This window comes from Alistipes intestinihominis (genome assembly GCF_040095975.1).
In the GTDB taxonomy this organism is placed as follows: domain Bacteria; phylum Bacteroidota; class Bacteroidia; order Bacteroidales; family Rikenellaceae; genus Alistipes; species Alistipes senegalensis.
The window spans coordinates 74,331-93,775 of record NZ_JBBMFL010000015.1 but is presented as its reverse complement, the minus strand read 5'-3'; the positions used below and the strand labels follow the sequence as shown (position 1 = coordinate 93,775).

Here is a 19,445-nt window from a genome sequence, read left to right as displayed (position 1 = left end):
GATAAAAAGCGCATCGGCTTTTTTCTTACATGTGAAAATTGGACACTTTCGCGAATGGTAAGGAACAAAGGTTGATGCTCTCGCTGTTTTTCAGCGTGGGCATATTCCATCATTCTACCATTCGGGTCGTCCAATACCTCACATGTGGATATGGAATTTTGCCTGCGCCTTTTGTTGCCGGGACGGAAACACATCCCTTAAACAAAATAAAAAATGAAAACAGCAAAATTCTTCATGGCCTTCATGGCCGCCGCGCTGCTCGCATCGTGCAGCGACAGCGACGAGGATTATTCGGGCGATTTCGGGCAGATCAAGGTCCCGGACACCCGGCAACTGGAACAGACCGTCACGGCCGACGACACGCAGGCCGCCCGGGGCGTAACCTTCACGACCGAAGGGGCGTGGACCTCGACGATCGCCGAAAAGACCCGCGCCGAAGCCCCCGACTGGATCGGAATCTCGCCCGACCACGGCGACGCGGCAGGCAGCTACACGCTGAAAATCACCCTCGAATCCAACACGTCGGAAGCGTCGCGTTCGGCGACGATCGTCATCACGTGCGGCACGTCGAAGATCGAGATCACCGTCACGCAGGAGGGCTCGGACGACCCCATCGAACCGATGCCGGCCAACCGGATAACGCGCATCGAAAACTACTGGCGGACAATCCGGAACAGCGGCGATTCGGAGCCGGAGCGATGGACTTCGACCAGCCACTTCGCATACGACGATGCCGGACGCCTCACGAGTTACGAATGGGACGACACCCCGGAGAACACGGCCGATGTCATGGATGAAGTCCTCCGGATCAGCTATCCCGACGCCAAGACCCTGAAACTGTCCGCCGAAACGACGGAATCGCCCGAAAAGGGATCGTACACCGTCACGCTCGACGATGCAGGGCGCGCCGTCGCCGCCCGCAACGACAACGGTCCCGAACGCTGGACCTTCGCCTACGACGGCAACGGCTGCTGCAAGGAGTGCACCTACGAGGGCGACGAAACCCACTACTACCCGCGCACGGTCTGCCGCTGGAGCGGCAACGACCTCACCGGTCTCGACATCCACTCGAAACCGGACTCCATTTATTTCAGCTACGAACTCGAATACCACACCGACCTGTCCAACACGCCCGCATTGTGCAACCTCGACCTCAATGCGCTCCTGTTCGACGTATGCCCCGATATCGAGGACACCGACTTCTCCATGGGAGCGATACTCTCCGGAATCGGGCGGCTGGGCAAACGCAGCGCCCATCTGACGAACAGCTATCCGGACGAGAGCATGTTCTCGGTCGAGCCATTACCCGACGGATCAATTATCAGTTTCAGAGCCCTGAACGAGCGGATCGAATGGAAGCAGGTCGATGGACGGATCACCGAGGTCATCTGGTCTCAGGAGGTGGAGTGTTTCCAGCGAAAAGGCGACAATGAAACGATCCTTTCCGAACGAGGCTACAAGGAGACCGAAACGCACCGGATTTTCTATTGACGGACTTTCCTCCCGAAAACCGAACGGCGGTCTTACAAAGACCGCCGTTTATTTTACTCCCCCCCCGGGAGACCTACCGCCCCATCAACCCTTCGCGGCGGAACGAGAAATCCCCCTCGCGGGCGATGATGATGTGGTCCAGCAGGCGGATGTCGAACAACTCCGCGGCGCGCGCGACCCGCTCGGTCAGCGCCTTGTCCTGCCCGCTCGCCTCGGGGGTGCCCGAAGGATGGTTGTGGATCAGGATCAGCTGCGTGGCGAGCAGCTCCAGCGCCCGTTTGACGATCAGCCGGTGATCGACCACCGTGCCTGTCACCCCGCCCTGGCTCACGCGCTGACGCTCGATGATGCGGTTCGACGAAGTGAGATAAACCACCCAGCACTCCTCGTGGGCGAGGCGTTGCAGCTGCGGCCGGAACAGCCGCACCACGTCGTCGCTCGTCGCCACGGAATCGGCCTCCGCAGCCCGGTCCGCTGCCGCGCGGCGTCCGAACTCCGCGGCCGCCAGCAGCATCCGCGCCCGTTTCAATCCCAATCCGCCGACCATGCGCAGGCGGGCTTCGGACTCCCCGGCGATACGCGCCGGCGAACCGTCGTAAGCCTCCAGCAACGCCCGGGCCGCCTGCCCGTCCTCGGTGAGCAGGGTCAGCAGCTCGGCATCGTCCAAAGCCTCCACACCCCGTGCGGCCATTTTATCGTGGATATTTTTCATGGGCTCTCAGACGATCGACCTTGTCCAACAGCGAGGCGCACTGCTCGTCGCTCAGATACTGCGCCACGGAGAACGACGCATGCTGCTCGGCCTCCTTTTTCGACTCCCCGGCGCCGTGCCCCACCTCCATGTCGTCGATCAGCACCGTACAGCAGAACACCGGGTGGTTCGACGCATACTCCTTGTCGTGCTCCGTGCGGAACTCGATCCGGTGGCGGTTCTTCTGGCTCCACTCGATCAAGCGGCTTTTGAAATCGGTCTCCGACTCGGTAAGCTCCTCCAAATCCAGAAACCGCAGGTAAATATCGTTAATCAGCAGGCGGTTGACGAACTCATACCCCTGATCCAGATAGACCGCCCCCATCATCGCCTCGAAGGCGTCGCCGTAGATATGCTTCTGAGAGATGCCCGCCCCGCCGTTCGAGATCACGTGGACATCCAGCCCCAGTTTCACCGCCAGCGCATTGAGCGACTGGCGCGAGACGATCTTCGACCGCAGCTGGGTCATGAACCCCTCGTCGCGGTCGGGGTATTCGATGAAGAGATAGTCCGAAGTCACGGCCTCGATCACCGCGTCGCCCAGATACTCCAGGCGCTCGTTGTTGATCGAACGGCCGTCCTCCAAAACCAAAGAAGCTGACTTGTGAATCAAAGCCAGCTTGTAAAGTTCGATGTTGTGCGGAATGAATCCGAACAGATCATCGACAATTCTGTAATACGCCCGGTCACGCCCGTAATTCCGCCGCAGCGGACGCAATAGAAAATCAATCACGGCAACGGGTCGTCAACGGGGTTAGAGCTTGCGGAAAATGATCGTCGAGTTATGACCGCCGAATCCGAACGTGTTGCTCAGCGCGCATTTCACATCGCGTTTCTGCGCCTTGTTGAGCGTCAGGTTCAACTTCGGGTCGATCCCAGGATCGAGGTTCTCGCAGTTGATCGTGGGGGGCACCACGCCGTGCGTCATCGCAAAGATGCAGGCCAGGGCCTCGACGGCTCCGGCGGCACCCAGCAGGTGGCCCGTCATCGACTTGGTCGAGGAGATGTTGACATCGTACACGTGCTCGCCCAGAACGCCCGCTACGGCTTTCAGCTCGGGAATGTCGCCCGCGGGGGTCGAGGTTCCGTGCACGTTCACATAGTCGATGTCCTCGGGTTTGATGCCGGCGTCCTTGATGGCGTCGCGCATCGCCTTCATGGCACCCTTGCCCTCGGGGTGGGGAGCCGTGAAGTGGTAGGCGTCGGCCGAAGCGCCTCCGCCGACGACCTCGCAGTAGATCTTCGCACCGCGCGCCTTGGCGTGCTCATACTCCTCGAGGATCAGCGCCCCGGCGCCCTCGCCGATCACGAATCCGTCGCGGTCCTTGTCGAAAGGACGCGAAGCGTGCTGCGGATCGTCGTTGCGCGTCGAAAGCGCCTGCATGGAGTTGAAGCCGCCGACCGAAGGCTCGTTGACCGCAGCCTCCGAACCGCCCGCCACCATCACGTCGGCCTTGCCGTAGCGGATGGCGTCGAAAGCGGCCATGATGCCGTGGTTCGACGAAGCGCAGGCCGACACGGTGCAGTAGTTCGGCCCCATGAAGCCGTACTTCATGGAGATGAAACCGGCAGCGATGTCGGAGATCATGCGGGGAATAAAGAATGGGCTAAACCGCGGGGTTCCGTCCCCGGCGGCCCAGCCCAGACACTCATCGAAGAAAGATTTGATTCCTCCGATGCCCGAGCTCCAAATGACACCCACCTGCTCCTTATCGACCTTCTCGAGATCGAGGGCCGAATCCTCCACGGCCTGCGTGGCGGCGATCAGGGCATACTGGGTGAACAGGTCGTATTTGCGAACCTCCTTGCGGTCGAAATACTGAGCCGGGTCGTAATTCTTTACTTCACAAGCGAATTGGGTCTTAAACTTTTCGGCATTGAAATGAGTAATCGGTGCGGCACCGCTGACTCCCTTCTCCAGATTCGAAAAAAACTCCTCTATATTATTACCGAGCGGGTTGATCGTACCGATGCCCGTAACAACTACTCTTCTTCCTGTCATAAATTTAAGGCTTTGTTGGCCGTGAACGAAATTCTAAAAGAAAAAATTATTTCTTGTGCTCCTCGATGTACTTGATGGCGTCACCTACGGTAGCGATCTTCTCAGCGTCCTCATCCGGGATCTGGATATCGAAAGCCTTCTCGAACTCCATGATCAGCTCTACGGTGTCGAGCGAGTCTGCGCCCAGGTGGTTGGTGAAGCTTGCTTCGGGTACTACCTCCGACTCCTTGACACCCAGTTTGTCGACGATGATCTCGACAACTTTTGATTGAACTTCTGACATAATTTTAATTTTTTAGTTAAACAATTATTTGGAAATAGTTCATATACATTTCCAGAGCAATTTTGCGCAAAAGTAACACTTTTTTTATTACTTTTGACAAAACGGCCCGATTTTTTATTCACAACTTTTTCGACATTTAGCACAAAATTTTAATTAATACGTTCAAAACCATATCCTTATGAAATTGCTTCTGATCTCGAATTCGACCAATGCCGGCGAAGAATATCTGCGTTATCCGCTGCCCGAAATAGGCCGGTTTCTCGACGGGGTGCGCGAAGCGGTCTTCGTGCCCTATGCCGCGGTCACCTTCTCCTACGCCGAATACGAGAAGAAGGTGCAGGCGCGTTTCGCCGAACTCGGCATCCGCGTCCGCTCGGTCCACCGGGCCAAAGACCCCGCCGCGCTGATCCGCACGGCCGAAGCCGTCTGCGTGGGCGGCGGCAACACCTTCGCCCTGACCAAAAAGATGCAGCAGCAGGGGCTGATGAAGGCCATCCTCCGCAAAATCAAGGCCGGAACCCCCTACGTAGGATGGTCCGCCGGCAGCAACGTCTGCTGTCCGACGATCTGCACCACCAACGATATGCCCATCGTGGAGCCCGAATCGTTCGGGGCCATCGGGGCCGTGAAGTTCCAGATCAACCCCCACTACCTCGACGCCAACCCCGCGGGACACGCGGGCGAGACGCGCGAGCAGCGCATTCTGGAGTACATCGAAGCCAATCCGCGCCGCTGGGTGGCCGGACTGCGCGAAGGGTGCATGCTGCGGCTGGAGAACGGGAAACTGGAGCTGATCGGCAAACGCCCGATGCGGATGTTCCGCAAGGGAGTCGAAACGTTCGAGGTCGAACCCGGCGGCGATCTCTCTTTTTTATTATAAATAGGTATATCCGCTATGAAAGTACTGATTGCGGGCATGGGCCTCATCGGAGGCTCGTTCGCCCTGGCCCTGCGCGACCACGAACTCGCGGAGGAGATACTCGGGGTGGAGAACTCCGAAGAACACGCCGCCGAAGCCCTGCAACTGGGGCTGGCGGACCGCATGGTGACGTTCGAAGAGGGCGTCGCCGAGGCGGACCTCGTGGTGCTGGCCACCCCCGCCGACACCATTCCGCTGATGGCTGTCAAGGCCCTCAACCGCGTGAACGACAAGCAGGTGGTGATGGACATGGGTTCGATCAAAAGCGAGCTGTGCGAGGTGATTTCGATGCACGCGCACCGCGGGCGCTTCGTCGCCGCACACCCGATGTGGGGCACGGAGTACAGCGGCCCGAAAGCCGCTCAGCGGGGCGCCTTCACGGGGCGCAGCGTCGTGCTGTGCGACACCGTCCGCAGCGACAAGGACGCGCTGGCGGTCGTCGAGCGGATCTTCCGCACGCTGGGCTGCCCGGCGGTCTACATGGACCCCGAGGAACACGACCTGCACGCAGCCTACGTCTCGCACATCTCGCACGTCACGTCGTTCGCGCTGGCCCTCACGGTGCTCGAAAAGGAGCGCGAGGAGCGCCACATCTTCGACCTGGCGGGCGGCGGTTTCGAGAGCACGGTGCGTCTGGCCAAGAGTTCCGCGGCGACGTGGGTGCCGATCCTGCTGCAAAACAAGTACAACGTGCTGGATGTCCTGCGCGAGCACATCCACCAGTTGCAGATCATGCGCCGGATGCTCGAACGCGACGACGCCGAGGGGCTGAAAAACGCCATGGAGCGCGCCAACACCATTCAACGCATCATCCATTGACGACGACGGCCGAAACGGGACAGGCCGGCGAGCGGGCCGCGACCGAACACCTCCGCCGCGAGGGGTACGACATCCGCGCCCTCAACTGGCGGCAGGGCCGCTACGAACTGGACATCGTGGCCCTGAAAGAGGGCGTGCTTCACTTCGTGGAGGTCAAAACCCGCCGGGCGGGATCGCTCACGCCGCCCGAAGCGGCCGCCACGCAGCGGAAATTCCGGGCCCTGAGCCGCGCCGCCGAATGCTACCTGCACACGACGGGCTGGGAGGGCGAAGTGCAGTTCGACCTGGCTGCGGCCGAGGCGTTTCCCGACGGTACGATCCGCGTCGAGCTGATCGAAAATGCACTGGAATACAACTGGTAATTTTGCAGTTCCGACAAATTGTGCTATCTTTGCCGGACTGAAAAAAACTTCCTGACGCTGAGCCGCGAACGGCCGGGGCACAGGGAACAAGAAACTGAAAACCTCAACACCGTAAATACCGATGTGGTTCTATAATTTCGGTCTGCTTCTCTATGTATGGGCCATACGCCTCGTAGCGCCGCGTCATCAGAAGGCCCGGCTCTGGCTCGAAGGCCGCAAAGACCTTTTCCGCCGCATGCGGGAAGCAATCGACCCCTCCGCCCGGATCGTCTGGGTGCATGTCGCCTCGCTCGGGGAGTTCGAGCAGGGACGCCCCATCATCGAACAGATCCGCAAGACCCGTCCCGAATACAAGATCCTCGTCACCTTCTTCTCGCCCTCGGGCTACGAGATCCGCAAGAACTACAAGGGCGCCGACTACATCTTCTACCTGCCGCTCGACACGCCGCGCAACGCCCGCCGGTTCCTCGACATCGCCCGTCCCGAAATCGCAATCTTCGTCAAATACGAATACTGGCTCAACCTGTTGCGCGAACTGCGCCGCCGCAAGGTCCGCACCTACGTCGTGTCGGCCATCTTCCGGCGCAATTCGGTCTTCTTCCGCCCCTACGGCGGCATGTGGCGGCAGGCGCTGGAGTCGTTCGACGTGATGTTCGTGCAGAACGAGGAGTCGAAAAAACTGCTGGCGACGCTCGGATTCGACAACGTGCTGGTGGCCGGCGACACGCGCTTCGACCGCGTCGCCGAGATCGCCCGGACGGCCAAGCAGATAGATGTCATCGAACGCTTCAAGGCCGACGACCGGCTGTTCGTCGCAGGCTCCACGTGGGAGCCCGACGAAGAGCTGCTGATCCGGCTGATCAACGACAATCCCTGCGTGAAATTCGTCGTCGCGCCTCACGAGATGGACGAGGGGCGCATCGCGCACCTGATGTCCGAGATCAAGGGCGGCGCGCTGCGCTACACGCAATGCACGCCCCGCACCTCGTACGGGTCGCGCCAGGTGCTGATCCTCGACACCGTGGGCATCCTCGCATCGGTCTACGGCTACGCCACATGGAGCTACATCGGCGGCGGATTCGGCGTCGGCATCCACAATACGCTCGAAGCCGCGACGTTCGGCCTTCCGGTGGCATTCGGTCCCAATTACCAGAAATTCAAGGAGGCCCGCGATTTGGTGACGCTCGGCGCGGCGCGTTCGGTCGCCGACTACGAGCAGCTGCGGGCGTGGTTCGTCCCCCTGCGCGACAACGAAGAGTTCCTCCAGAAGACCAGCCGCATCGCCAAGGACTACACCACGCGCCATCAGGGTGCGACGGACATCATCGTCAAGACGATCTTCCACTGATCCGGCAATCTCCGAAAAAACGTGCAGCCTCCACGAAGGAGGCTGCACGTTTCATTTTCAATCGGCGTCCGGAGCCGGAGAATCACTCGTAAAATAGAGCGATTCGCAATGCTTTTTCAACTCCTTCCACGGATAATAGGGACCTCCGGGGATCGGCAGCCGGGCGTCGCGCTCGTTGTGCAGCACGCGGACCCGCACATCGCCCGTCGCGGGATTGCGGAAGAAGACGAACTGGATGTTGGTGCCCATCGGCGTCACGGTCTGGGCATTCCACACCGCGGCAACGTCGTCGAGCGACTCCACGCGCGTCGAAGCACCCTCGACGCCCAGCAGGGCCAGCAGCGGCGTTATGCAGGTGTCGTGCCCGAAGCGCAGCGAAGCCGAGAGGTCCGACTCACCCCGGACGACCTCGTCGGCCGTCTCGACGATGTTGCGCAGCAACGCCCCGGCATCGGCGACGATCGGGTCCCCGAAGCGGGCCGAGGGCCCCATCTGCATATAGCGAAGGGCGTTCTCGCACTCCCAGAGCGAGTAGAGCTCCTCGTCGGTAAAGATGTCGTAGAAGGGTTCGATGCCCAGGTGGCTAACGTCCTGGACGATGCTGGCGAGCATGTAAAGATCCTGCATCAGCTCCAGCGGCTCGGCGACCGCCCGGGGATCGGTGACCAGCGACCGCACCAGACGGTCGGGGTTCAGCCGCGCACGGCTCAGGCTGTCGGCGACCGCCGCAACCGCCTTGCGGGCAAGCACCAGCGAATTCCCCCGCGCCATATAGTCGAGATAGCGGCCGCTCGCGTCGCGGGTGGTCGTGATCGCCGGATTCAGCTCTTTGAGACGTTCGTTGAAGGCCGCCATGCTCAGGATGCAGCGCGGCACGAGCGTCGAACGGCTCTCGACGCGGCACACGCGGCCGCCGTCGGTCGAGAAGACCTCGGGCCAGGCCGCATACATGCGCTCGGCGATGCCCCGGTGCTCGGCCGTTCCGCGGGGCGAAAGGTCCCCGTAACGCAGGTACGCATCTGCGGCCAGCGCCTCGACCTTCGCCAAAACCTCCTGCCCCTTAGGAGTCAGTTTACCGGCCTCGGAGGCTTGCAGCAGAACGCCGAGAGGCCGGTCGTACGCCTTCTCCGAGGAGTGGTAGCGGCTGCCGTGACGGCCGTAATGGCTGATGTAGAAAGGTTCGTAGCCCGCGGGAACCGGCGTCGCGGGACCGGGCAGGTATTCGTAGGAGTGGTAGATGCCCGCCGAGCGTTCGGGATGCGCGGCGAACTCGGCAGGGGTGGGCTGCGCCGCAGCGCAGATCGCGGCCAGCAGCGACAACGCCAGCAGCCGGGTTTTCAGGGTAAAGTATCTCATAATCAGCATTTGTTGGTCATTATCCGGAGCACGAGCCGGTCGGTCTCATCCATGCCCTCGCGGCCGATGGCCGTCAGATTGCGGATGCAGCGGTCCACATCCTCCTCGATGATGCCCTCGACGGAACTGACGCAGCGGCCGTCCATAGCCATCATCGCCGAGAGCACGGCCGTCGAGACGCCGCTCGTGAGTTTCATCGCACAGCTGGGCTTGGCGCCGTCGCAGATCATCCCCGTCAGGTTGGCGATCATGTTCTTCACCGCCGCGGCCGCCTGTTCGTAACCGCCGCCCATCAGGTAGGTGATGCCGCAGCTCGAACCCGTCGCCGCCACCACGCAGCCGCACAGGGCCGACAACCGCCCGAGGCTCTGTTTGATGTAGATCACCGTCAGGTGGCTCAGCGCCAGCGCCCGGATCGTCTGCTCCTCCGAGGCATGCACTTCGTCGGCATAGACCGCCACGGGAAGCGTCGCGGCGATGCCCTGGTTGCCGCTGCCCGAGTTGCTCATCACGGGAATCATCGCCCCGGCCATCCGGGCGTCGCAGGCCGCCGAGGTGTAGGAGAGAATCCGCGTGAAGAGGCTGTCGCCCATCACCTTCCGCTCCCGGTCGCAGCGCAGCGTGCGGCCCACGCAGTGGCCGTACTCCCCGGCCAGCGACCGTTCGGCGGCGGCCATGTTCAGACGGCGGGTTTCGAGGATGAAGCGCAGCTCTTCCACGGGCGAGGTCATGGCGAAATCCCACACCCGGGCCAGGGTCAGGGGCACCTCCCCCGCCTCCTCGTCGCACCCCGCCGGGGTCCGCTTGTCGAACAACACCTCGCCGTCGCGGCTCACGAAGACGAAATCCGTATGTCCGCCGGCAATGACCGCCACGGCCCGATGCCCGGCGGCTTCGACCTCCGCCTCGATGTAGAGCTTTTCGCAGACGCCCTCTTTCAATCCGATCGAGATGCACCGCCGGCCGATCATCTCCCGGCCGCGTTCCACGGCCTCCGGCGTCACGTCGCGCAACACCTCCAGCCGGTATTCCGAACGGCCGATCAAAGCCCCGAGAGCCACGGCGATCGGCAGTCCGATCATCCCCGTTCCGGGAATCCCGACGCCCATAGCGTTCTTGAGGATGTTGGCGCTCAGTCGCACGGCGATCCTTTCGGGCCCGGCGCCCAGCGTCTCCGCGGCGCGCGCCGTACACAGCGCCACGGCGATCGGCTCGGTGCACCCGATGGCGGGCACCACCTCGCGGTTGATGAGATCTATGATTCTGCGTCGTTCGGATAAAGACAGCATAGCGGGTTATTCTTAGAATATGACAAATGGAAGCGCCGTTACGGCAGCGACATCAAAGATAGCGATTTTTCACTATTTTTGTCAACAGACAACGAACCGAATCATGGAAAATCCGAAAAACCGCAAGTGGAAAGTCCTCACGAGCGAATACCTCGCGCGCGAACCGTGGTTCACGGTCCGCCACGAGAGCCTCGAACTGCCCGACGGACGCCGCATTCCCGACTATTACGTCCTCGAATACCCCGACTGGATCAACGTCATCGCCATCACGTGCGACGGACGCTTCGTCTTCATCGACCAATACCGCCACGGCCTCGGGGAGACCTCCTACGAGATACCCGCCGGCGTGTCGGAACCCTCCGACGGGTCGATGCTCGCCGCGGCACAGCGCGAACTGGCCGAAGAGACGGGCTACGGCGGCGGCGAATGGCGGCTGCTCATGACCGTCTCGGCCAATCCCGCGACACAGAACAACCTCACCCACTGCTTCCTCGCCACGGGGGTCGGGCGGATCGGCGAACAGCACCTCGACCCGACGGAGGACCTGCGCGTGCATCTCCTGACGCGCGCGGAGGTGCTGGAGCTGCTGCGCGGCGACCGCATCCGGCAGGCCCTGATGACCGCGCCGCTGTGGCGATACTTCGCCGAAAACCCCGCTCCGCCCGAAGAACCCCGGGAGGAGTGACGGCCCGATGAAAAAGGAGCGGCCCCTCGGGGACCGCTCCTTGCGTTTCGGAGACCGGACGGCTATTTGCCGACGGTCTGGGCCAGCGCCGCGAAGCAGCGCGACGGATCGAGCCCGAGGGCGGCCATCAGCTCCGCTTCGGGAAGGCTGCCGCGCGTGATCGAACGCAGACCGTGACCCGCCGTGTACAGATTGACGTTCTCGGCATACCCCGCGGCATCCTGCCCGCAGAGGTAGCGGACGTGCTCCGCCGGAATGTTCTTCCCGTCGTAGACCGAAAGGTCGGCGACATAGACCAAATTCAGGGGCGCCTTGAAGACGAAATCCTGCATTCCGGCCAGTTTGCGGAGATCGCCCTCGGCGACGCGCACGAGTTTGTGCGCCCGGGCATCGTAGGCATACGCGCCCTCGGCGAAGAAGGCGTAGACGCGGATCGGATAGAGCGCCAGCGCCGAAGGAGCCGTCAGACGCCCCTGGTCCGGACGGTTGATGCCGGCGGCGGCCCACATCACGCCCGAAAGCTCCTCGAGCGTCAGCGGCTCGGCGCTGTACTCGCGCCACGAACGACGGGCGGCCAACGCCTGACCGACGGTCGCTCCGCCCACCGTATCGGGGGCCGAAAGGACGATCTCGGGGCCGTGTTTCACTTCGGTCCGGCTCTCCGCGGCCTTTTGGGCCGACGGGACGCCTCCGCACGCCGCCAGCAGCAGCGCGGCACAGGCAAACAGTTTCGTTTTCATAGTCTTGCGTTTTTTTCGGTTCCCGGCAAAAATAATGCACGCGAAGCACAATAGCAAATTTATCCGCACGCATTCCTCGACGAAGCGATCCCGGCGGCGATCCCCGCACGGAAACAGCGGTCCGAAAGCCCGATTCCGCAAAACGCACCCCGAAGCGCGGGATTTTTTCGTAACTTTGCCCGCATGAAACCCGAAACCATCCATACCGTCGTCTTTTCGCCGACGGGAACCTCGAAAAAAATCGCCGCGGCCGTGGCCCGGGGAATCGCCTCCGCGACCGGAACCGTCGCATCTGTCCCGCTGAAAACCATCGACCTGACGCACTCGGCCGGGCAACCCGCAACGCTCCCCGCCGACACCGTGGCCGTGATCGCCGCCCCGGTCTACGGGGGCCGCGTCGCCCCGACGGCCGTGAAGCGGCTCGAAACGCTCCGGGGCGAAGGCACTCCCGCCGTCGTCATCGCCGTCTACGGCAACCGGGCATTCGAAAAAGCCGTCGCGGAGTTGGCCGGACTGGCCTCGCGGCAGGGATTCGTCCCGGTGGCCGCCGGGGCTTTCGTCGGGGAGCATTCGTACAGCACCCCCGAAACGCCCGTCGCCGCGGGACGCCCCGATGCGCAGGACCTCGCAGAGGCCGAGGCGTTCGGCGCCGCGGTGCGCGAAAAACTCGCCGCCGGGAACCTCACGCCGGTCGATGCCGCCGGGCTGAAAGACGTGCGGACACCGCTGCTGCCGATGCTGCGGTTCATCCGCTTTGTGCTGGGCTACCGCCGCCGGCAGCGGAAAAATCCCGTCGTCTATCTGCCCGCAGGCAATGCCGACCTCTGCACCCGTTGCGGCCGCTGTGCGGCGATCTGTCCCACGCAAGCCATCGCCCGCGGCGACGAAACGCACACCGATCCGGCGCGCTGCATCCGCTGCTGCGCCTGCGTCAAGGGATGCCCGGTCGGGGCGCGGAGTTTCCAAACCCCCTTCGCCGCAGCCCTCGCACGCAACTTCACCCGACGCAAACCGCCCGTAACCCGTTTATAGAACATGATCGAACGCATCGAATCCCCGGCGCCCGCCGAACTGGAAGCCCTGACCGATCTGTGGGAGCGGTCGGTACGCGCCACGCACGACTTCCTCGCCCCGGAGGACATCGCCTTTTTCCGCCGCATGGTGCGCGAGGAGGCGCTTCCGGGCGTGGAGGAGCTCCACGTGATCCGGGACGAAAAAAACGGCTTCGCAGCCTTTGCGGGCGTCGAAGCCGGAAAACTCGAAATGCTGTTCGTCGCGCCCGAGAAGCGCGGGAGAGGTTTGGGGCGCGAACTCGTGGAATATCTCATCGCCCGCCGCGGCGTACGGCGCGTGGATGTCAACGAGCAGAACGCGCAGGCCGCGGGATTCTACGCCCGAATGGGTTTCCGCGTCGTTTCGCGCAGCGAGACGGACCCCTCGGGCCGCCCCTACCCCATTCTCCACCTGTCGCTTTAAGCCCGGATCAGCACCGTCACGGACATCGGCCCGTGGGCGCCGAAGACCAGCGCCTGTTCGATGTCGGCGGTCTTCGAAGGCCCCGACATGAAACACCCGTAGCCGAAGTCGTCCACCTCGGGACGCACGACCGCCTCGTGCATGGTGTCCACGATCGCATCCTTCGGGATGACGATCACGAGGGCCGTGGCCCCGAAATAGAGAGCTTTGTGGCGGATGTCCTGCGCGATCCACACCGCACCGTTCTCCGCGACGCCGAACGCCCCTTTCACGACGCCCAGATCGACATCGACCAGTTCGCGCGCATCCTCCACGGCGTCGGGGTCAAGCGTGGCGACGCTCAGTTCGGGCATCGCCGAAGCGATCGTCCGCGCATCGGGATAACAGCGGCGGACCGCCTCGTCGAGGGTTTCGCCCGGCAGCATCCGCACCGCCCGGCCGCCGGCGGCTTCGAGCCGTTCGGCGAACATAGCCGCGGGGTCGTCGAAGCGCTGGGGCGTGAAACCCGGCGCAGGATAGGGATATTCGGGCATTCCGTCGGCCGAAAGTTTTTTCAATATGATCTCTTTGCTATTCATTGTCTTGCTTTTTTCACCGGCTTTTCTCATCGCACGGTCGTTATCGCCGCCTCCGGCGTCGTTTACAAATCCGACCCACCCCTAAATCCCCTCCTCAGGAGGGGACTTGGTGCCGCCATGCGGCAAGGAGCGTTGCGGACAGCCTTGCTACTTATTCGCCTTTTTCCACCATCCATTGAAAGTCTTCGGCGCGAAAGGCGGCATGGCACGGCCGGGGGCGCTCCACGGGTTGAGCCCGTTTTCGAGCACGAAGCACGGGAGCTTCTCCGCCGCGCGGGCCAGGGCGATGCCGCCGTAGAATCGCCTCCGCCCGCCCATGACGAAGTCCATGCCCTTGACCGAGAGTTTCTTCACCGGATCGGCCAGGTGCATCCCGTCCAGCTGCTGCCGCCACATGTAGATCTGCTCCCCGAGGTCGATCTGCGCCGGGCAGACATCCGAACAGGAGTAGCAGAGCGAGCAGGCCGAGACGTTGCCGTGGTGGAGCTTCGGCGAACGCAGCATCCCGAGATTGATGCCCAGCGGTCCGGGGATGAAATAGGAATAGGTATAGCCTCCCGAACGGCGGTAAACCGGGCAGGTGTTCATGCAGGCCCCGCAGCGGAGGCACTTGAGCATGTTGCGGTGCGCGGCGTCGGCCAGCCATTCCGAACGGCCGTTATCGACCAGAATGACGTGAATCCGTTTCCCCGGGGCGGGACGGCGGTAGAGCGAGGTGTAGCTCGTGACGGGCTGTCCGGTGCCCGAACGCGCCAGCAGGCGCGTGAAGACCGCCAGCGCCTCCATGTCGGGGATCACCTTCTCGATCCCCATGATGGCGATGTGCAGGTCGGCGAACGAGGTGCCCAGATCGGCGTTGCCCTCGTTGGTGCAGACGGCCAGCGCCCCCGTGGAGGCCACGGCGAAATTAACGCCCGTCATCGAGATGTCGGCCCCGAGGAACTTCGGCCGCAGGGCCCTGCGGGCCGCGTGGGTCAGGTAGGTGGGGTCGCTGTTGCCCGGTTCGGTGCCCATCTCGCGCTCGAAAAGCGCCCCGACCTCCTCGCGCCGCACGGCGATCGCAGGCAGGACGATGTGGCTGGGCGGCCGGTGCAGCAGCTGCATGATCCGCTCCCCGAGGTCGCTCTCCACGGCATCTATGCCCCGTTCGTGCAGGTAAGGCGTCAATCCGCACTCCTCCGAGAGCATCGACTTGCTCTTGATGAGGTTCGTGCCCCCGTGCTCGCGGACCAGCTGCCAGACGATCTCGTTCATCCCGGCGGCGTCCTTCGCCCAATGGACCGTCATGCCGTTGGCCGAGGCGTTGCGCTCGAACTTGCAGAGGTAGTGCCCCAGGCGGCTCAGGGTGTGGCGTTTGATCTCCGACGACCGGCGCCGCAGCTCCTCCCACTCGGGAACCGTCATCATCATCCGGTCGCGCTTCTCGCGCACGGCGTACAGCGCCTTGTCGTGCCAGGCCATGCGTTCGGCGTCGGCGACGAACCGTTTCGCAGTTTTGGAATGGGTGCTCATAACTTCGAATTGAGGATTTCAACGATATGAAGGGTCTTCACCGGCAGTTTCTCGCGGTCGATGATCCCCTGCATGTGCATCAGGCACGACGAATCGGCCCCGGTGATGTACTCGGCCCCGGTGTCGATGTGCCGCCGGACCTTAGCGCGCCCCATAGCCACCGACACGGCGTTCTCCTCGACGGAGAACATCCCGCCGAAGCCGCAGCACTCGTCCCGCCGCTCGGGCTCCATGACCTCGACGCCCTCGACCAGCGCCAGCAGGTCGCGGAGTTTCGACCGAAGGGGCACGTTCATCTCGCTGGGCGACGAGAGCCCCATCTTGCGCACCCCGTGGCAGGAGTTGTGCAGACTCACCCGGTGCGGGAAACGGGCGTCCAACCGCGCAGGCTTCACCACGTCGTGCAGGAACTCGCAAATCTCCCAAATGCGCGCATCGACGCACGCATGCTCCCTGTAATCGTCCAGCAGCCGCGGATAGCCCTCGCGCACGAAGACCACGCAGCTGGCCGACGGGCCAACGACGTAATCGTATTTTTCGAACAGCGCGTTCATGCGTTCCGCCAGCGCCTTGGCGTCCTTTTCGAACCCCGCATTGGCCATCGGCTGACCGCAGCAGGTCTGGTCCAGCGGGTATTCGACCTCGCAGCCGACCTTGCGCAGCAGTTCGTACGACGCCCGGCCCACCTGGGGATACACCGCATTGACGTAACAGGGAATGAACAATCCGACCTTCATTCGTTTTTCCATTTTAATGCCGGCCCGAACCCTACCGAAGATACGGATTTTTCCGGGATTCGTGCATCGGCAATGACTTTCCGTCCGCTAAATTACAAAAAAAGAGGGCCCGGTATCCCGGTCCCTCCCGTTTCGGGTGCATTTTTCACTTGATCTCGATCCGTCGGGCGGCGGCAGCGGCCTCCGTCACCTTGCGTTTCGGGATCTCGATGGTCATCACGCCGTTCTCGACCTTGGCCGAGATCTTGTCGCGCTCGACGTTGTCGGGCAGCAGCAGGCTCTGCTGGAACTGCGTGTAGGAAAACTCCCGGCGCAGGTAAGTGCCCTTATGCTCCTTGTCCTCCTCCTTGGACTCGTTCTTCTTCTCCATCGAGATGATCAGTTCGTTGTCCTCGTTGAGATGAACCTTGAAATCCTCCTTGGTCATGCCCGGAGCAGCCACTTCGACCTTGTATTCGTCGTCGTTCTCCAGGATGTTGACGGCCGGAGCCGTGGCGTTGCGGCGCTCTACGAGCCAATCGTTGCCCAGAAAATCGTTGAAAATGCTCGGCAGCCAGTTCTGATTACGTCTTGCAGGTACCATAGTTTTGTCCTCCTTGAATTATTTTGGTTTAACATTCGTTTCCTTTCGCCCGCCCCCTCCGGAGCGGATTTATCCCTATACGGTCAAATCCTGTGCCATGCACGAAAGAATGATAAAATGTCACGAATTGTCACAAATACTGAAAAAATGTCCTGACAGAACGACATTGCGGCGACATTTGTTTACATTTGCGACATGGACCAAGAATCGACATTCCGGCAGGCGGTGCCCCGCGAGGCGCCCCTCATCATGCAGATCATCCGGCAGGCGCAGGCCCGGATGCGCGCAGCAGGCAGCAGCCAATGGCAGGACGGGTATCCCGCCCCGGGACATATCTCGGCGGACATCGGCCGCGGCTGCGGCTATGTGCTGTGCAGGCCCGGCGTCAGGGAATGCCGTGCGATCATCGCCTACGGCGCGGTAGCGTTCAACGGAGAACCGGCCTACGAGGCCCTCGAAGGCGAATGGCTCACCGACGGGCCTTACGTAGTGGTACACCGCATGGCCGTCGCCGACGGCGAATGCGGCAAGGGCGTGGCGGCGGAGTTCCTGCGCCATGCAGAGGAGATGGCCCGGGAACGTGGCATCGGCGCATTCCGCATCGACACCAACCATGACAACCGTCCCATGCTGCGGCTGCTCGAACGCATGGGATTCACCTTCTGCGGAAAGGTCGTCTACCGGAGCGGCGAACGGCTGGCGTTCGAGAAGAGGCTCTGAGCGGGAAGGCTCCGCGGGCAGCCATCACGGCGCGGTGCGACACGGCCAAGCGTGAGCCGGGCACGCAACCGGGCGTGTAGCCGGGCAAGACCGGCGCCCCGCGGCGCAGACTATATGCCGAGCGGATCGGCCGGTGCGGGACGTGCGGTGACGATGCTGTCAACGACGAATTTCGTGAAACCCCGCCAGGGCAGCGCACCGAAATACTCCCGGTAGTGCAGTTCGAGGGTCTTGCCGCCTTGCAGCATCAGTTCGCGGGCGAGCGCCTCGTCCTCGACCGAAAATTCGAACTCATAGGACTGGATCGACCCGGCGGCCTTCGAACGGATGCCCGTCTGGATCAGTTTGCCTTCGTAAGTCTTGAAAACGAGTCCCTTGTAAACGACGTAGTTCAGTTCCCCGCTCTTCACGCCTTCGCCGAAGACGAAATAGAAGCGGAAATAGAAGAACACGGCCAGCCCGACGGCAAGCAGGACCGTGATGATGCCCCAATATTTTTTCATAACTCTTTTGTTCGGCCGCACGCGGCGGCAATCATTCGCAAAGGTAACAAAAAGCGGAACCGTTTCAAAACCCAATCGCGGCCAATGCGACAAAACGTTACGGCTAATAAACGTGTCGTTACGACACCAAAGGTAACAAAAAGCGGAACCGTTCCAAAACCCAATCGCGGCCAATGCGACAAAACGTTACAGCTAATAAACGTGTCGTTACGACACCAAAGGTAGCAAAAAGCGCGGCTGTTCCAAAACCGAATCGTATCTTTGCAGAAAACATCGGTCATGGTCTGGGAAACGATCGACATAACAACGGAAGCGGGCGAAACGGTGCGGGCACAGGCGCCCGTGATCATCTCGGCGAGCCGTGCCACGGACATTCCGGCATTCTATGCCGACTGGTTTTTCGACCGGCTGGAAAAGGGGTATTCAGTCTGGACGAACCCTTTCAACGGTGTGAAATCATATATCTCCTACGCCCGGACACGACTGATCGTTTTCTGGTCGAAGAATCCCCGTCCGTTGCTTCCGCATCTGGGAAAACTGCGCGAAAAGGGCATCCGCTGCTACCTCCACTACACGCTCAACGACTACGAAGCCGAAGGTCTCGAACGTGGCGTACCGCCGCTCGACGAACGGATCGAAACTTTCCTCCGGTTCTCTGAACTGTTGGGCAAAGAGCTGGTCATCTGGCGGTTCGACCCCCTGGTCCTGACCGAGCGAACCGGCGTGGAGGAGCTGTTGCGCAAAGCGGAACGGATCGGCGACAGGCTCCGCGGGCATACCGAGAAACTGGTTTTCAGCTTCGCGGACATCCGCGCCTACCGCAATGTGGAGAGCCGACTGCGGCGGAACGCCCTCCCCTGCCGTGAGTTCGACGAACGGCAAATGCTCGGCATGGCAGCCGGACTGGCGGAACTGAACGAAAAGTGGAATTACACGTTGGCCACATGCGGCGAACGAATCGACCTGTCGCAGTTCGGCGTCCGGCGCAACAAATGTATCGACGACGAACTGATCGTCCGCAAATTCTCCGACGATCCGCTCCTGACGGACTTTCTGGGCGTAAGCCGCGAGGGATTGCCCGGAGCGGGAACAGCCGTCCGGAAAAACCTGAAAGACAAAGGGCAACGGCCCTTCTGCGGCTGTGTCGCCAGCAAGGACATCGGCGAATACGACACCTGCCCGCACGGGTGCGCCTACTGCTACGCCAACCGTTCCGGCGAAAAGGCATCCGAAAATTACCGTCTGCACCGGGCCCGTCCCTCCGCCGAAACAATCACCGGAAAATAACCCC

Annotated in this window: 22 protein-coding genes; 10 read left to right on the top strand and 12 right to left on the bottom strand. The window is 62.0% G+C overall.

Annotated elements, in window-relative coordinates:
• The first annotated feature begins 213 nt into the window (after positions 1-213).
• Entirely contained in the window at positions 214-1,491 is a 1,278-nt protein-coding gene (locus WMO46_RS12225) for a BACON domain-containing protein (protein WP_349094424.1), read from the top strand.
• Between the two features lie 73 nt (positions 1,492-1,564).
• Here WMO46_RS12225 and WMO46_RS12220 read toward each other — a convergent pair whose 3' ends face one another.
• The 4 genes from WMO46_RS12220 to WMO46_RS12205 are packed head-to-tail and all read right to left on the bottom strand — an operon-like array spanning position 1,565 to position 4,527.
• Positions 1,565-2,203, bottom strand: a complete 639-nt coding sequence (locus WMO46_RS12220) for a JAB domain-containing protein (RefSeq protein WP_349094423.1) — start codon at positions 2,201-2,203, stop codon at positions 1,565-1,567.
• The gene (gene rnc, locus WMO46_RS12215) at positions 2,184-2,960 is read right to left on the bottom strand and encodes a ribonuclease III (protein WP_276761964.1); all 777 of its coding nucleotides are present in this window, start codon (positions 2,958-2,960) and stop codon (positions 2,184-2,186) included. Before rnc ends, WMO46_RS12220 begins: the two co-directional genes overlap by 20 nt.
• Positions 2,961-2,996: 36 nt before the next feature.
• A complete protein-coding gene (gene fabF, locus WMO46_RS12210) occupies positions 2,997-4,244 on the bottom strand; it encodes a beta-ketoacyl-ACP synthase II (RefSeq protein ID WP_129651706.1) in 1,248 nt (415 codons plus the stop codon).
• Between the two features lie 46 nt (positions 4,245-4,290).
• Positions 4,291-4,527: an acyl carrier protein gene (locus WMO46_RS12205; protein WP_018694937.1), complete on the bottom strand. Its 237-nt coding sequence runs from the start codon at positions 4,525-4,527 to the stop codon at positions 4,291-4,293.
• Positions 4,528-4,705: 178 nt separating this feature from the next.
• Between WMO46_RS12205 and pepE the strand changes: the two genes are divergently transcribed.
• The 4 genes from pepE (at position 4,706) to WMO46_RS12185 (ending at position 7,975) form a co-directional block, all read left to right on the top strand.
• Complete coding sequence (gene pepE / locus WMO46_RS12200) at positions 4,706-5,407, top strand: dipeptidase PepE (RefSeq protein ID WP_278966608.1); 702 nt, start codon at positions 4,706-4,708, stop codon at positions 5,405-5,407.
• Between the two features lie 15 nt (positions 5,408-5,422).
• On the top strand, positions 5,423-6,265 hold the full coding sequence (locus tag WMO46_RS12195) for a prephenate dehydrogenase (protein ID WP_019151099.1): 843 nt from the start codon (positions 5,423-5,425) through the stop codon (positions 6,263-6,265).
• Positions 6,262-6,627 (top strand): YraN family protein, encoded by a 366-nt coding sequence (locus tag WMO46_RS12190; protein ID WP_278966605.1) that lies wholly within the window; start codon positions 6,262-6,264, stop codon positions 6,625-6,627. The genes WMO46_RS12195 and WMO46_RS12190 overlap by 4 nt, the downstream gene beginning before the upstream one ends.
• 121 nt (positions 6,628-6,748) lie before the next feature.
• Complete coding sequence (locus WMO46_RS12185; protein ID WP_129651703.1) at positions 6,749-7,975, top strand: 3-deoxy-D-manno-octulosonic acid transferase; 1,227 nt, start codon at positions 6,749-6,751, stop codon at positions 7,973-7,975.
• Between the two features lie 57 nt (positions 7,976-8,032).
• Here WMO46_RS12185 and WMO46_RS12180 read toward each other — a convergent pair whose 3' ends face one another.
• A complete protein-coding gene (locus WMO46_RS12180; protein ID WP_278966603.1) occupies positions 8,033-9,340 on the bottom strand; it encodes a histidine-type phosphatase in 1,308 nt (435 codons plus the stop codon).
• On the bottom strand, positions 9,334-10,620 hold the full coding sequence (locus WMO46_RS12175) for an L-cysteine desulfidase family protein (RefSeq protein WP_195498246.1): 1,287 nt from the start codon (positions 10,618-10,620) through the stop codon (positions 9,334-9,336). The genes WMO46_RS12180 and WMO46_RS12175 overlap by 7 nt, the downstream gene beginning before the upstream one ends.
• Before the next feature lie 103 nt (positions 10,621-10,723).
• Between WMO46_RS12175 and WMO46_RS12170 the strand changes: the two genes are divergently transcribed.
• Positions 10,724-11,305 (top strand): NUDIX hydrolase, encoded by a 582-nt coding sequence (locus WMO46_RS12170; protein WP_278966601.1) that lies wholly within the window; start codon positions 10,724-10,726, stop codon positions 11,303-11,305.
• 62 nt (positions 11,306-11,367) lie between these two features.
• Here WMO46_RS12170 and WMO46_RS12165 read toward each other — a convergent pair whose 3' ends face one another.
• The gene (locus WMO46_RS12165; RefSeq protein ID WP_276714817.1) at positions 11,368-12,045 is read right to left on the bottom strand and encodes a SagB/ThcOx family dehydrogenase; all 678 of its coding nucleotides are present in this window, start codon (positions 12,043-12,045) and stop codon (positions 11,368-11,370) included.
• Positions 12,046-12,228: 183 nt separating this feature from the next.
• Here WMO46_RS12165 and WMO46_RS12160 point away from each other — a divergent pair, with 183 nt between their 5' ends.
• Together WMO46_RS12160 and WMO46_RS12155 are read left to right on the top strand one after the other, a co-directional pair.
• Positions 12,229-13,077 carry a 4Fe-4S binding protein gene (locus WMO46_RS12160; RefSeq protein ID WP_278966599.1) on the top strand — a complete coding sequence of 283 codons (849 nt, stop codon included), beginning with the start codon at positions 12,229-12,231 and terminating at the stop codon, positions 13,075-13,077.
• A gap of 3 nt (positions 13,078-13,080) precedes the next feature.
• On the top strand, positions 13,081-13,521 hold the full coding sequence (locus WMO46_RS12155; protein ID WP_278966598.1) for a GNAT family N-acetyltransferase: 441 nt from the start codon (positions 13,081-13,083) through the stop codon (positions 13,519-13,521).
• Here WMO46_RS12155 and WMO46_RS12150 read toward each other — a convergent pair.
• From WMO46_RS12150 to WMO46_RS12135, 4 genes are all read right to left on the bottom strand, one after another.
• Complete coding sequence (locus WMO46_RS12150) at positions 13,518-14,099, bottom strand: LutC/YkgG family protein (protein ID WP_196017583.1); 582 nt, start codon at positions 14,097-14,099, stop codon at positions 13,518-13,520. The genes WMO46_RS12155 and WMO46_RS12150 overlap by 4 nt on opposite strands.
• Before the next feature lie 147 nt (positions 14,100-14,246).
• On the bottom strand, positions 14,247-15,611 hold the full coding sequence (locus WMO46_RS12145) for a lactate utilization protein B (RefSeq protein WP_278966596.1): 1,365 nt from the start codon (positions 15,609-15,611) through the stop codon (positions 14,247-14,249).
• Positions 15,608-16,348: a (Fe-S)-binding protein gene (locus tag WMO46_RS12140; RefSeq protein ID WP_276761765.1), complete on the bottom strand. Its 741-nt coding sequence runs from the start codon at positions 16,346-16,348 to the stop codon at positions 15,608-15,610. Before WMO46_RS12140 ends, WMO46_RS12145 begins: the two co-directional genes overlap by 4 nt.
• A 145-nt stretch (positions 16,349-16,493) precedes the next feature.
• Positions 16,494-16,931 (bottom strand): Hsp20/alpha crystallin family protein, encoded by a 438-nt coding sequence (locus tag WMO46_RS12135; protein WP_019151111.1) that lies wholly within the window; start codon positions 16,929-16,931, stop codon positions 16,494-16,496.
• A gap of 195 nt (positions 16,932-17,126) precedes the next feature.
• On the opposite strand from WMO46_RS12135, the gene WMO46_RS12130 reads away from it, so the two are divergent.
• Positions 17,127-17,651 (top strand): GNAT family N-acetyltransferase, encoded by a 525-nt coding sequence (locus tag WMO46_RS12130; RefSeq protein WP_276714833.1) that lies wholly within the window; start codon positions 17,127-17,129, stop codon positions 17,649-17,651.
• 110 nt (positions 17,652-17,761) lie between these two features.
• On the opposite strand, the gene WMO46_RS12125 is transcribed toward WMO46_RS12130, so the two are convergent.
• Positions 17,762-18,154, bottom strand: coding sequence for a hypothetical protein (locus WMO46_RS12125; protein WP_019151113.1), 393 nt, complete (start codon positions 18,152-18,154; stop codon positions 17,762-17,764).
• Positions 18,155-18,433: 279 nt separating this feature from the next.
• Between WMO46_RS12125 and WMO46_RS12120 the strand changes: the two genes are divergently transcribed.
• Complete coding sequence (locus WMO46_RS12120; protein WP_278965427.1) at positions 18,434-19,441, top strand: DUF1848 domain-containing protein; 1,008 nt, start codon at positions 18,434-18,436, stop codon at positions 19,439-19,441.
• Positions 19,442-19,445: the final 4 nt, after the last annotated feature.